Genomic DNA, 12,941 nt, shown 5'->3' on the forward strand with positions numbered 1-12,941 from the left:
GGCATAAAAAAGGAGGCTTAGCCTCCTTTTTTTGATCTAAAGCACTGAACTCACGAGTCGAGATGCTCAGCAAACTTATCAGCGAATGCGGCTAGTTTGGGTGCTATCATCACGCTACAGTAACCCTGGTTGGGGTTATTGGTGTAGTAATCCTGATGATACTGTTCTGCCGGGTAAAAGTGCGTATGGGCCGTCACTTCGGTTACTATCGGCGCACTCAGAGAGGGGGTTAATTGCTCAATATAGTGCTGAGTTAAGGCCCGTTGCTCTTCTGAATGATAAAACACTACGCTGCGATACTGAGTGCCAATGTCATTGCCCTGACGATTCAGCTGGGTTGGGTCATGGAGCGCAAAGAACATCGCTAATAAAGTTGAAAAATCGATCTGCTGAGGATCAAAGCTGATCTGGACCACTTCAGCATGACCGCTTTGGCCGGTGCAGATCTGCTCGTAGCTGGGGTTGTCGGTGTGGCCGCCAGCATAGCCAGAGGCCACGTGCGTAACGCCTTTGACGCTGCGAAAGGCGGCGTCGATACACCAAAAACAGCCTCCACCAAAGGTGGTAATACACTGATTCATCATTAAATCTCCCGTTCCTGTTGTGTTTGAGGGTGGGCATCATGTTGTTCAAGCAGCTTGTCGCTGGTGGCCTGGGGTGACTGAGTACGGCGTGCAAGCATACTGTATGCACAGGGGATCACAAACAGGGTTAAGATGGTTGCGACACTGACCCCGGCAAATACCACTACCCCGATCACCATACGGCTTTCTGAGCCCGGACCCGACGCCAGCACCAGTGGGATGGCGCTCATCACGGTCGTCAGTGAGGTCATAATAATGGGTCTGAGTCGCTGTACAGCAGCATCAATAATGGCCTGTTCGAATGCAACCCCTTTGTCTCTTAGCTGGTTGGCAAACTCAACGATCAGAATACCATTTTTAGCACTGAGGCCAATCAGCATGACAATGCCTATCTGACTGTAAATATTCAGTGAGCTGTCAGTGGCGTACAGACCAAACATGGCACCCACCAGGCCCAGTGGCACTGTCAGCATGATCACCAGAGGGTGAACAAAGCTTTCAAACTGCGCAGCCAGCACCAGGAAAGTTACGGTCAGGGCCAAAATAAAGACATAGGTCATGGCCGATGCACCTTCATAAAACAGCTGGGATTCGCCCTTGTAGTCGATGGCTCCGTCAATGTCATTTTCTTCTGCGGCGACCTGATTCAGGAAGTCCAGCGCCTGCTCCAGCGTGTAGCCAGGTGCCAGGTTAGCCGTGATGGTGATTGCACGCATTCTATTGTAACGATTCAGGCGAGAGGCTGTGGCTTCTTCACGAATGGTGATCAGGCTATCCAGTGGTACCAGCTGATCGCTCCGCGAAGTAACATAAATGTCAGCAATGTCATGGGGGGCGCTTAAATCGGCCTTAGTTCCTTTGAGGATCACATCGTATTCCTCACCGCGATCTATGAAGGTGGTTACACGGCGCTGGCCCAGCATGGTTTCAAGCGTGCGACCAATGTCACTGACTGAGACGCCCAGATCGGCGGCCTTTAGCTTGTCGATACTGATCAAAAATTGTGGAAAGGTCTCTTTATAATCGTGGTCGAGTCTGACCAGGCCCTGGTTGGTGCGTGCACGTTTTAGGATACGATCCCGCCAGTCGACCAGCTCGTCGTAGTCATTGCCTTGCAACACGAACTCGATGGGACGAGACTGACCCCCACCACCTATGCCACGACGCATGATGGCAAAGGCGCGCACATCGGTGACATCACGCATTTTACCGCTTATTTCACCCATGACTTCCCAGGTTGAACGTTTACGTTCGTCCCAATCCGGCATGCCCACAATCGCGACGCCGCCACGGCCTCCCCAGCCAGGCACCCTGACCAGCACGCGGCTCAGCTCTTCCTGTTCAACATAAGGCAATAAGCGCTGCTCAATTTCCGCCATATTGGCAGCGTTATTTTCATAACTGGCCCCTTCAGGACCATTCATCATGATGAAGAAGGTGCCGCGGTCTTCTTTGGGCGTTAGTTCTGAGGGGATCTGCTGGAACAGCGCAAAGCTGGCAAAACCGGCCAGTGCAAGGGTCAGCAGCAGGCTATAGCGACGGGTGATGTTGTCGCTGATCACATTGCGATAGCCAGACTCGAGGCGGCTAAACTGTCTGTCCATCCACTGCGAGAATTTGCTTTCTTTATTGCTGGCCTTCAATACTTTAGAACACAAGGCCGGTGACAAGGTGAGTGCTGTGATACTCGAGAAAATCACCGCCGCACTGACGGCTAAGGCAAACTCGGTAAACAAGGCTCCAATGCGTCCTTCCATAAATACCAGCGGGACGAACACCGCCACTAACACGAGTGTGGTAGCGATGATAGCAAATCCGACCTCGCGGGCGCCCCGGTAGGCGGCCAGCAATCTGGGTTCTCCCAGTTCGATCCGGCGATGGATGTTTTCCAGCATCACAATGGCATCATCAACCACCAGGCCGATGGCGAGTACCAGTGCCAGCAGGGTGAGTAGATTGATGGAATATCCCATGGCGAATAGGAAGGTAAAGGTCGCGATCAGTGCAATCGGCACCGTGATGGCTGGGATCAGAGTGGCGCGAATGTTTCCGAGGAACAGAAATATCACCAATACCACGAGGCCCATGGCTATGCCCAGAGTACGGTACACTTCGATGATGGACTCGCGAATAAACACCGATGAGTCATAGCTGTCCTGAATGGTGGTCCCTTCAGGCAGGTTACGCTTGATTTTTTCCAGCTCTTTGCGGGCATTGTCGACCACATCCAGGGTATTGGCCTTAGCTTGTTTGACAATGCCCAGGCCTATCATGTTTTTGCCGTTACCACGGAAGGTGCTTTCCACATCGGCCGCTTCGAGGCGCACATCGGCGACTTCACCCAGCCTTACCAGGTAGCCCTGTGCACCGCGTTTGATCACCAGGTTGTCAAAGTCTTCCTGAGTTTTGTAGCTACGTGCAATACGCACCGCGAAGTCACGATCCAGAGACTCAATTTCCCCGGCGGGAAGCTCGACATTTTCGTTACGCAATACCTGCTCAATGTCGCTGGCGGTGATGTCCCGGGCTGCCATAGCACGCCGATCCAGCCAGATCTTCATGGCATATTTACGTTCACCACCGATACGCACGTTTGAAACACCATCAACCACCGCCAGTCTGTCAACGATAAAGCGCTGAGCGTAATCGGAGAGTTGCAATGTATCCATGGTCTCACTATTAAGCACAAACCAGGCTATCGGACTTTCATCGCTGTTCGATTTGGACACCTCTGGTGGGCGGACCTGCTCGGGGAGTCGGTCCAGTGCACGTGATACTCGTTCTCGCACGTCATTGGCTGCGGCGTCAATATTTCGGTCTATGTTGAATTCAATGGTGATGTTCGAGCGGCCATTGCGGCTTGAAGACGTGATACTTTTAATGCCTTCAATGCCTGAAATGCGATTTTCCAGTACCTGAGTGATCTTGGTTTCAACCACTTCGGCAGACGCGCCGGTGTAATCGGTGCTGACACTGACTATGGGGGTTTCGATATCTGGATATTCGCGCAGCGGCAACATGGTAAAGGCCACTAAACCAAAGGTGAGCAGCAGCAAATTGATTACGATGGCAAAAACGGGCCGCTTTACGGCTGTATCTGTGATCCGCACGATTTACCCCTTAACCACAACGGCACTGCCGTTACGAATTTTGGTGGTGCCTTCGGTGATCACTTGCTGGCCTGCAGACAGGCCATCGACAGCAACCCAGCCCTGGAAACGAGATAGCACACTAACTTGTTGTTGTTTGGCTTTGCCTTCACTGATGGTATAGATGAAATGCTTATCTTGCCTTGGGATCAGGCTCTTCTCCGGCACCATGAGCGCGTTAAGCTCACCCAAAAACAGTGATACATGGAGCAACATACCGGGTCTGAGCTGGTCTTGCGGGTTGTCAAAGCTGGCTGTGACACGAATACTGCGAGTGCTGTCATCAATACGGGGGTCGATATGTGTAATGATGCCTTCAAATGTTTTGTCTGGGTACGCATCACTGGCGGCCGATGCACGCATCTTAAGCTGGAGCTGTGCCAGATACTTTTCCGGGACCTGAAAATCGACTTTGATGACGCTGATATCATCCAGTGTCGCCAGCACACTGTTGTTATCAACAAAACTGCCTACAGACACCAAACGTTGACCCAGTATACCGTTGAATGGGGCATAAATGGCCATTTCGGCGAGTTTAGTCCGTGCTGTTTTCAGCTGAATTTCCAGCGCATCGACGACGGCATGCTGGCTGTCGAGCTGGGAGCGGGCTGCGGACTGGGTTTTGGCCAATTCTGTCAAGCGTGTTAACTGACGGTGTTCTTCTTTGAGGTTGACTTCTAACTCTTGCACTGCCAATTGTTCTTTAAGATCTTGCAGTTGGGCAAGTTTATCGCCACGCTTCACTCTGTCTCCATCATCAAAATACAACGCACTAATGTAGTCGCTTTGTGCGCTGGTGACATTCAGAGCGTGATTGGCGCGTGCTGAGCCAATGGCATTAATTGTAATATCCCGGCTCTGTTTTTCTATCGTGACAGCGGCTACTTGAGTTGGCGCGCCAGAAAATGATTTACTATTACCATTACTGGCAGGCAAATAGAGATAGCCGCAAAGGGCAATAAGCACTAAAATTATAAAAGGAAAGAGGGCTTTACCCGATTGACTGGCGCGCATAATTGATTCTCGTTGACTGCGGGGCTTTAGTGTACAAAAATTCCAAATAGAGCAAATCGTCGAACGTCCTGTATATTTGTGCGTTAACCGAAAAGCGAGTTGTCAGGTTCGTTAAATGTGGAATTTTGTACCCAAAAAATAAGGCGTTATGAAAAAATCCAAGCCATGCCCAAGATGTTTGAAAATACGTAAAATGGTGTTCTGGGGGATCATTATGTACGGTTTTTATTTGTGGTTTTATAGTTATGGTTGAGCCGGTCAGATTACGTGCGTTGGCTAATCGCCACAGCATTGAGTTTATGCTGGTTGGTGCAATAGCGCTGATTATTATCATGGTGTTTGTCACCTTACGGGCGACGCCGATCTCTGTGCTAGAAATTGCACTGGCGAGTGCCGCGATTGTTGCGATTATGCTGGGCTTCCTGAAAAGCCAGCAACCTTATTATAGTATTGAAATGAGCCCCGGGCAGCTGGTGTATCACCACAAATTTGGTGAACTCTTACTTGAGCATAGTAATTTTCATTCCAGTGGGGTGCCAAGTGTCACTCAAGGAGTTGAAACGCTTGAGTTAAATGTCGTAGGTATTAAACTAAAGGATATTGATGTATTTTTATCCCACCTGACGCCCAGGTTGGCTGGAAAATTACTGATAGAACAGCGGAATATTTTTTTACAAGCTGTTAAAATACATTGCAGTAATGGCAATTGCCCATCAGAATGGCTGATAGAAGAGGCGAGTTACACCTCAGAAAACGGTCAGCATTATTCTGGATTAATGGCGATGTTTGCAAACCGGATGCAAAACTTTAAGACGCTGACAGGCTACGATTTAATGTTGCCTGCCAATGTACTGGACAGGGATATCTGGCAATTTGCCACTGTCATGAATCGTTGGAAGTTAACACCCGAAGAGGTGGTCAAGAACTTGCATAGTGAGTTGGCTACCTCAGCAATGAAGTAACAGGATAAATACATGAGCTTTGATAAAGCTTTTATTAAAAGTGGTCGTAATACCCTTATCCATAAAGAGAAAAAGCTCGATTTAGTGATCGTGAATGGAGAGAATCACCCAAAAATTAAGGTGACTCCTACCGGGTTAGTGCCGTTCAAAGAAGAACTGCCAAGAAACCGTCGCGAAGCTAAAGAGCGTTACTTAGAGGTAGTTCACGTGGCCAGCGTGGATGTGTTCGGTGAAGTAAAGAGGCTGTTGTTTATTCAGGCGCTTGATGGGCGTGAATATAAGGTAGATTACAGCAAGATAGGCACGAAATTGTTTGTTCGTATCCACCAGGATAGTTACCTCTAAGCTTTTCAATGTTCACCACTTTGCACGCACAGCAGGGACAAGTCTCGGCTAGTGCGCACACACCCCTGGCATAGTCCAACTATTTTGTTGGCAGTGAATACATCACTGTACAACGAATAAGTAACTTTTTTAGGAGTTACCATGCTGAAGAAATCAGTACTGGCTTTGGGGCTTACAAGTGTCTTAAGTGCATGCGGCGGGGGCTCTGATGGTGATGAAAATCCGACAATCAGCGTGAGCGTTAACGCCGGCTCGGACATCACAGTCAATGAAAAGACAGAATTTACACTCAAACCTTTGGGTTCTCCTTCCGGTGGTGTGTTTAGCTGGCAGATTGTTTCTGGTCCGGCTTTGGAAGGCTTTCCGCAAGAGGGAGAAGAGCTGGCGGTCACTGCGCCAGATGTAAAGGGAGACAGCGAAATAGAGCTCAAGGTGAGCTATATGGCGCCTGATGGCACGTCGGCCAGTGACACCCTGATCGTGAAGGTGCTGTCAGTTAATTTACTACCAAGCGCCAAAATTACCCAAATTGCACCTGAAGACGGCACCGCAAAATATGCCGATACCATTACCTTGTCTGCGGCAGAATCCAGCGATAATGACGAAAACGGCAGCATAGTGGCGTACCAATGGGAAATGCTCGAAGGGCCCGCCACAGTTAAAGCTGAACGCACCGATCAGGTTACGCTGAGCTTTGTTCACCCCCTATTGGCTGAAGCCGATACCGTAAAGTGGCAACTTACTGTGACAGATGACGAAGGTGCCAGCGCAACTTCAAGTACGCAGCTCTCGTTGGTGGCCAATGATGAATTAGTACTGGCTAATGCCGGTAGCGATCAGCAAGTTCAGGAGCTCGACACCGTAACGCTTGATGCCAGCAAAAGTGTCACTGTTGATGGTCAGTTTTCTTGTCTGTGGCAGCAGGTGAGCAATGGCAGTACAGTGACGCTGGCTGATGAGCAAGCTTGTAAAACCACTTTTATGGCGCCGCTAAAAAGTGGCAATCAGGCCACCTCAATTGATTTTAAAGTGACGGTAACCGACAGTGCACAGCGCACTGGTTCAGATACGGTGAACATTGAAATTCTGCCCAAACCCCTGGGCAAGTTGAATGATACCGGGACCGTTAAGTGTTATAACAACAGTGAAGAGATCAGCTGCGGGGACTCCGATTTCCCTGGTCAAGACGCCGAGCTCGGACGTGACGCCGTGGTGCAGTTTCTACCTAAAAGTGGCCAGGGTAACCAGGCCTTCGACTTTACCAAATTCAGTGCGGAATTTGAGCCGTTGACAGCCGATGCCACAGACTTCAGCTGCGTACTGGACAACGTGACAGGCCTGATCTGGGAGGTCAAAGAGGTCACCGCAGGGGTATTGCCCAATACCAGTGAACGCAATGCGCAAAACCATTATACCTGGTATCTCTCTGAAGGGGCTAATGTCACGCCGGGTGCAGCAAACTCAACGTGTCCACAGGACACACACTGTGGTGTACAAGCTTTGATTGATGCCGTTAATGACGCCAGCTTCTGTGGTGGTAATAACTGGCGTTTACCGACCTATATGGAACTGGCTAATTTACTGGATCACAATAGCAGTGGTGATTACTTACTCGACCCCGACTATTTTCCTAATGTTCCGGCTGAAGTTTTGTTAGGCCACCAGTATTACTGGACTACGCAAACCAGTGTAGATGGCACCGATGGCAAAGATGATAATCTGGTCAGGGCGCTCGTCATAGATATGAAAACGGGTAATGATGTTACACGTAACAAGTCACAGACTGCCTATGTCAGGCTGGTCCGTCGTTACGGGGAGGATGACTGATGAATAAAGTGATTCTAACTATCGTCGCGCTGGGTGCTGTGGGCGTCAGTCAGGTAGCCAATGCGTCGCAAATTTGTGCTTCTGAGGGGCCTGTGCCAGACACCACGCCGTCAGATCAGTTTGTGGTCAATGCTGATGGTACCGTATGTGATAAACAAACTAACTTGATGTGGCAACGCTGTACGTTTGGACAAGTGTACAATAGTGAGAGTAGTAGCTGCGATAACGTTGCACAGGAGTTAAGCTGGCAACAGGCATTGCAAACTGCCAGTGCCCAGGAATTTGCAGGTTACAGTGACTGGCACTTACCGAATGTGAAGGAGCTTGCCAGTATCGTTGAGCATCGCTGCGTGAAACCCTCCATTAATGAAACCATTTTTCTCGAGACACTGGAAAAAAATTACTGGTCCAGTACCACCGTCGAAGGGACACCTGCGAATGCCTGGTTGTTTTCTTTTGGTGATGGCAAGGTCAGCAATGTGTTTAACAAAAGCGCTCAGGCCTATGTCAGGTTGGCCAGATATGCTTTCTGTGAATAGCGGATGCGGTTAATCGTCCTGTGTTCATGCCGTTAGGCGCAAAAATTGGCCAGTCCAGCCGCAAACAGGTGGGTTGGCCGCATTAAATTTGCTACGCTCACGTTATCTTAAAGTGGAGGTAGCACGTGTTCTCCCTACGTATAATACAATTCCTATTACTACCCGTAATGTGTCTGATGTCCACATCGCTTCTGGCTGCCGGAAAGTGTGATGTTGAGCTGGGCCATGGTCTGATCATCACAGACTCAGAGATCCGGATTGTGGATAAGAACCAGACCCGGGTACAGATCAATAATGACAATCAGCTGCTGATCAAAGGAAAGTGGATCCGCTTGAGTGATCAGGATACGCAACTGTTGAACGAGTATGCGCTTGGGATCCGTGACACTGTGCCGGAACTGGTCAACCTGGCTACAGATGGCGTGAATTTGGGGTTGAGTGCGATAGAGCAGGTGGTTGAGGGGATGTCAGACAACGACCCTGAGGTGTTAAAAACCCAGCTGCAATATGTTGAACGTGCCCTGATGGATAAGTTTAAGCGGGGCGAGGACTTCTACTTTATTGCCCCTCAGTCGCTGTCTAAAATTGATGACTTTTTCACCAAAGAGATCAGCGAGCGTATTCACTCTGCTGTACACGGCTCTTTGGGGGCAATTTTAGTGTCGGTGGGGGATGCATTCAAAGCCCGGGAAGGCAATATCGAAGATCGTTTCAGTGATATGGGTCAGCGTATGGAGATCATTTCCAGTGAGATTGATAAATCTCTGAAAAAGAAGGCCTATCAGCTGGAAGAAAAAGCCGATGAATACTGTGAGTGCCTGAATGCACTGGATAAAACAGAAACCCGTCTGCAAAGTATCGTGCCCAGTCTGGCGGCCTACGATTTAGTTAAGATCCGTTAAATCCATACCAGTGTCTGGCATTGGCATAACTGAGCTGGTGCCATAGTTGCTCATCGTGCTGGCACAAGGCCTGGTAGCATTGCCAAACCGCTTCATAACTATGTTGGATCAGACACACCGGATGGTTTGACGCAAACATCACCCGCTCGTGGCCAAACAGGGCCAATAAGCTGTCTAATTGGGCTTGCAATGGCATGGGCTGGTTCAGCAATTCGTGCCCGGAAAATTTGATGGCGCAGTGCGGCAGTTGTGACAGCTTTTTGGCATTGTCCTGCCAATTATCGCCCAGACCAACCAAGCCGCTGTGATTGAGGACAATCCGCAGCTGTGGCAGTTGGTGCGCAATGTCATACAAACGTTGCGCCACGTCCTGGCGGGTGAGCTCAAACTGGGCTTCAAAGTGCAACCCACACTCACTGAGGTAAGCCAGATTATCGGCTACCTGGGGGTTGAGCAGGCGCCCGGCATCCTGACCTTCAGTAATATCCCGAATGGCAACCAGATTAGGGTGTTTCAGAGCGTCCAATTGGGTGCGAAAGTGTTTGGCCGGGGCATCTATCTGCGCGTAGCTCACCGCTTTGTAGCGCGGGGCTGGTAATATCTCAGCCAGCCAGTCGAGCTCGCGCCGGGGCTGGTCGTTATCAAACCCCGCCTCGATATGCACGCACCCCTCGAGGCTAAAACCGCTGAGGTTAAATAGCGCATCGGGGAGGTGGTCCTGGCGGATCAAATCCAGGTTTGGCCAGGGCGGCGGGGAGTGCTTCAGCCAGTGATATTGACCCTGCTGGAGTGAAAAGAAATGGAGGTGCGGGTCAATAATCTTATTCATCGTGCTGTATATCCGCCGTCTATGGTTTGCAAACTGCCAGTAATAAAGCTGGCGTCGGAACTGAGTAAAAACGCCACCAGCGCAGCGACTTCATCCGCCTGACCGAGTCGGCCCAATGGCTGAAGCGCGGCTTCCTCGGCAACAATCGCTTGTTTATCCGCACCACTTTTGTCGCAGTAACGGTCGATGGCCTGGTGAAATAATGGCGTTTCTATGGTGCCCGGACATACTGCGTTTGCACGAATATTGTAGCTGGCATAATCCAGTGCGGTGGTTTTCGCCATGGAGGCTAACGCCGCCTTGGTCAGGTTATATGCAAAAGAGTTAGGTTTGCCAACCAGCGCCTGATCTGAAGAGATCAAAACGATACTGCCATCGCCTTGTGTCTTCATGGTTGGCAGTACAGCCTGAATGGCGCTGTATGCGCCTTTGACATTCAGTGCAAAAAGCTGATCCAGGGTGTCTTCATCAGTATCCTCTATCGTGGCACTGAGATGCTTACCAGCATTCGAGACCAGCGCGTCAACACGCCCGGTGGTGGCAACAATCTCAGCAATGGTGCGGCGAACTGCGTCGACGTCACTGACGTCACAGTGACGATAGTCACCATGCGGTGCGCTTTGAATGTCCAGATTAAAAACCTGATAACCCTGATTGAGCAGGCGTTCGGCAATGGCTTTACCAATGCCGACGCTGCCACCGGTTACAATGGCAACTTTTTGCATATGTATTCCTTAATGGTTGTGACCGCAACCGCCTTCGGCATGCGCATGACCATGTGCGATTTCTTCGGCTGTTGCTTCGCGCACAGACAGAATTTCGATGTTAAATGTCAGTGTTTTACCCGCAAACGGATGGTTCAGATCGCAATCTGCATTGAAGCGGCCCACTTTGATGATTTGCACCTGGTGGCGACCCTGATTTGATTCAACGATCGCTGTCATACCTGGCTTCCAGACTTTGTTGTTGCCCAGACCTTGCAGGTGTTTGATTGGGATACGCTGAGTCAGCCCTTCCTGGTACTCGCCATAGGCGTCTTTTGGCTCCAGCGTCAGGGTCAGTTTATCGCCCGTGGCTTTGCCTTCCAGTCCAGCTTCCAGCCCAGGCAACATGCCTTCTGCACCGTGCAGGTAAACCAGCGCGTCTTGTCCGGTGCTGGTTTCCAGTTGCTCATCTGCTTCGCTCAGCGTGTAGTGGAACTCAACCACCGTATTTTTTGCGATCTGCATAGTAATCTCTTTATTTTCGTAGTGTTGTAGTGACAGGCATTCTACGGATCGCGTTTCGGCTTGACCAGTGTTTTTAACTCATCAAGGTAATCTTTAGAGGCATCAGTGCCGGCACCTGCTGGCGGGGTAGCGGCTGCTTCAACTGGCAGGTGCAGGATAAGGGTATCGCCGGGAGAAAGCAGGCTTTGCGTAGTCAGCTGATTCCAGTCGAGCAGATCTTTCATCGGTACCTGGTACTGACGGCTGACAGCCCACAAAGAGTCTCCGTCCTGGATCACATGATGCTTTTCATAGGTTGCCACTTTTGCGGGTCGTTGTTGCTGCAGATAGGGGCTAATCTCATAATCCACTGTCAGATCGTCCTTTGCATGGGCTCTGTGAATAAGGAGCATTTCGCCAACCCGGATCAGGTCCCGGGTTTTGTTGTTGAGCTGTTTAAGCTGCGCCACACTGGTATTGTGGCGTCTCGCGATGCCATACAAGGTATCATTGAGCTTAACCTGATAATGCGTACTGAACTGGCGACGATAGAAGTCAGTGGCAAACAACTGTTGCTGATCCATGGGCAACAGGACTTTAAATGGCCCATTGGTGGGGCTTTGATGGCGCAGATACCCAGGATTGAGCTGGTGTAGCCGTTGCTTATCAATATCGAGCAGACCGGCAAGAATGCCAAAATTAAATGGCTGCCCGACATCCAATACCGTTGTTTGTGCCTGATTCGCTAAACTGGGGCGTTGTAGCCCGGTCTGGGGATGTTGTAACAGGTAGCTCAGCGCCAGCAGCTTGGGGACATAGTCGGCGGTTTCTCTGGGCAACTTGAGGTGCCAGAAGTGGCTACTGCGATTGTGCTTTTGGTTGTAGCGAATGGCCGCTTTGACGCGTCCCTCGCCACTATTATAGGCCGCCAACGCATGTAACCAGTTGCCGTTAAACCTTTGTCGCAGATACTGCAAATAGTCGAGTGCAGCGTCGGTCGCAGCTAATACGTCCTGCCGGCCATCATACCAGTCGTTGCTTTGTAACCCGAAGTGATAAGCGGTGGCATCGACCAACTGCCAGACACCGACAGCACCCTGTGAAGAGCGGGCAGTGGGTCGAAAGTCACTTTCGACGAAGGGCAATAAAGCGAGTTCCATCGGTAACTTACGTTGTTCTACTTTTTTCACTATGTGGTAGAGATAAGGGGCTGCTCGCTCATTGACACTTAACAAATAATTAGGCTGTGACAGGTACCATTCGACACGCTTTTGCAGCCGTGCATTGGGTGAGATATCAAAGCTCAAATTCGCCGCGATGTATTGCCACAGCTCCTGGTATTCTTGTGGCTGCTCGGTGATAGCTGGCAAGGGGGGCGGAGTTTCCGGTTGTGTTGTAACAACGGGTGCTGTTGCCTGGGCTGGCTGATTTAATACCTCAGTGATCTCAGTTGGGGTTGCGTGCTGAGGTGCTGTGCTGAGACATGCCGTCAGCAGCATTGAGCATAATACGATGACACCGCAGCGTAACGGGCTAAATACGCGCCACCAAGACATAGAAAAATCGGCCTGAAATTCTCATA

Annotated in this window: 12 protein-coding genes; 5 read left to right on the plus strand and 7 right to left on the minus strand. The window is 50.3% G+C overall.

Annotated elements, in window-relative coordinates:
* Positions 1-50: 50 nt before the first annotated feature.
* The 3 genes from msrA to PRUB_RS00995 are packed head-to-tail and all read right to left on the minus strand — an operon-like array spanning position 51 to position 4,747.
* Complete coding sequence (msrA, locus tag PRUB_RS00985; protein WP_010383318.1) at positions 51-584, minus strand: peptide-methionine (S)-S-oxide reductase MsrA; 534 nt, start codon at positions 582-584, stop codon at positions 51-53.
* Positions 584-3,694 carry an efflux RND transporter permease subunit gene (locus tag PRUB_RS00990; RefSeq protein ID WP_010383316.1) on the minus strand — a complete coding sequence of 1,037 codons (3,111 nt, stop codon included), beginning with the start codon at positions 3,692-3,694 and terminating at the stop codon, positions 584-586. The genes msrA and PRUB_RS00990 overlap by 1 nt, the downstream gene beginning before the upstream one ends.
* Before the next feature lie 3 nt (positions 3,695-3,697).
* Positions 3,698-4,747 (minus strand): efflux RND transporter periplasmic adaptor subunit, encoded by a 1,050-nt coding sequence (locus PRUB_RS00995; protein WP_010383315.1) that lies wholly within the window; start codon positions 4,745-4,747, stop codon positions 3,698-3,700.
* 245 nt (positions 4,748-4,992) lie between these two features.
* Between PRUB_RS00995 and PRUB_RS01000 the strand changes: the two genes are divergently transcribed.
* The 5 genes from PRUB_RS01000 to PRUB_RS01020 all read left to right on the plus strand — a co-directional run bounded on the left by PRUB_RS01000 (position 4,993) and on the right by PRUB_RS01020 (position 9,322).
* Complete coding sequence (locus tag PRUB_RS01000) at positions 4,993-5,709, plus strand: DUF2982 domain-containing protein (protein ID WP_010383313.1); 717 nt, start codon at positions 4,993-4,995, stop codon at positions 5,707-5,709.
* A 12-nt stretch (positions 5,710-5,721) separates the two neighbouring features.
* Entirely contained in the window at positions 5,722-6,054 is a 333-nt protein-coding gene (locus tag PRUB_RS01005; RefSeq protein ID WP_010383311.1) for a hypothetical protein, read from the plus strand.
* Between the two features lie 141 nt (positions 6,055-6,195).
* A complete protein-coding gene (locus PRUB_RS01010) occupies positions 6,196-7,881 on the plus strand; it encodes an Lcl C-terminal domain-containing protein (protein ID WP_010383310.1) in 1,686 nt (561 codons plus the stop codon).
* The gene (locus PRUB_RS01015; RefSeq protein ID WP_010383307.1) at positions 7,881-8,420 is read left to right on the plus strand and encodes an Lcl C-terminal domain-containing protein; all 540 of its coding nucleotides are present in this window, start codon (positions 7,881-7,883) and stop codon (positions 8,418-8,420) included. Before PRUB_RS01010 ends, PRUB_RS01015 begins: the two co-directional genes overlap by 1 nt.
* 167 nt (positions 8,421-8,587) lie before the next feature.
* A complete protein-coding gene (locus PRUB_RS01020; protein ID WP_052026416.1) occupies positions 8,588-9,322 on the plus strand; it encodes a YggN family protein in 735 nt (244 codons plus the stop codon).
* Here the strand turns inward: PRUB_RS01020 and PRUB_RS01025 are convergent.
* The 4 genes from PRUB_RS01025 to PRUB_RS01040 are packed head-to-tail and all read right to left on the minus strand — an operon-like array spanning position 9,309 to position 12,915.
* On the minus strand, positions 9,309-10,151 hold the full coding sequence (locus PRUB_RS01025; protein WP_010383303.1) for an amidohydrolase family protein: 843 nt from the start codon (positions 10,149-10,151) through the stop codon (positions 9,309-9,311). The genes PRUB_RS01020 and PRUB_RS01025 overlap by 14 nt on opposite strands.
* Positions 10,148-10,876, minus strand: coding sequence for an SDR family NAD(P)-dependent oxidoreductase (locus tag PRUB_RS01030; protein ID WP_010383302.1), 729 nt, complete (start codon positions 10,874-10,876; stop codon positions 10,148-10,150). The genes PRUB_RS01025 and PRUB_RS01030 overlap by 4 nt, the downstream gene beginning before the upstream one ends.
* A 9-nt stretch (positions 10,877-10,885) precedes the next feature.
* The gene (locus PRUB_RS01035) at positions 10,886-11,380 is read right to left on the minus strand and encodes an FKBP-type peptidyl-prolyl cis-trans isomerase (RefSeq protein ID WP_010383301.1); all 495 of its coding nucleotides are present in this window, start codon (positions 11,378-11,380) and stop codon (positions 10,886-10,888) included.
* Positions 11,381-11,421: 41 nt separating this feature from the next.
* A complete protein-coding gene (locus PRUB_RS01040; protein WP_242065203.1) occupies positions 11,422-12,915 on the minus strand; it encodes a transglycosylase SLT domain-containing protein in 1,494 nt (497 codons plus the stop codon).
* Positions 12,916-12,941: the final 26 nt, after the last annotated feature.

This window comes from Pseudoalteromonas rubra (assembly GCF_000238295.3).
Lineage (GTDB): Bacteria > Pseudomonadota > Gammaproteobacteria > Enterobacterales > Alteromonadaceae > Pseudoalteromonas > Pseudoalteromonas rubra.

Coding starts and splice junctions, on each gene's coding strand:
- msrA (WP_010383318.1), bottom strand. CDS start 584: ATGATGAATCAGTGTATTACCACCTTTGGTGGAGGCTGTTTTTGGTGT.
- PRUB_RS00995 (WP_010383315.1), bottom strand. CDS start 4,747: ATGCGCGCCAGTCAATCGGGTAAAGCCCTCTTTCCTTTTATAATTTTA.
- PRUB_RS01000 (WP_010383313.1), top strand. CDS start 4,993: ATGGTTGAGCCGGTCAGATTACGTGCGTTGGCTAATCGCCACAGCATT.
- PRUB_RS01005 (WP_010383311.1), top strand. CDS start 5,722: ATGAGCTTTGATAAAGCTTTTATTAAAAGTGGTCGTAATACCCTTATC.
- PRUB_RS01010 (WP_010383310.1), top strand. CDS start 6,196: ATGCTGAAGAAATCAGTACTGGCTTTGGGGCTTACAAGTGTCTTAAGT.
- PRUB_RS01015 (WP_010383307.1), top strand. CDS start 7,881: ATGAATAAAGTGATTCTAACTATCGTCGCGCTGGGTGCTGTGGGCGTC.
- PRUB_RS01020 (WP_052026416.1), top strand. CDS start 8,588: ATGTGTCTGATGTCCACATCGCTTCTGGCTGCCGGAAAGTGTGATGTT.
- PRUB_RS01025 (WP_010383303.1), bottom strand. CDS start 10,151: ATGAATAAGATTATTGACCCGCACCTCCATTTCTTTTCACTCCAGCAG.
- PRUB_RS01030 (WP_010383302.1), bottom strand. CDS start 10,876: ATGCAAAAAGTTGCCATTGTAACCGGTGGCAGCGTCGGCATTGGTAAA.
- PRUB_RS01035 (WP_010383301.1), bottom strand. CDS start 11,380: ATGCAGATCGCAAAAAATACGGTGGTTGAGTTCCACTACACGCTGAGC.
- PRUB_RS01040 (WP_242065203.1), bottom strand. CDS start 12,915: ATGTCTTGGTGGCGCGTATTTAGCCCGTTACGCTGCGGTGTCATCGTA.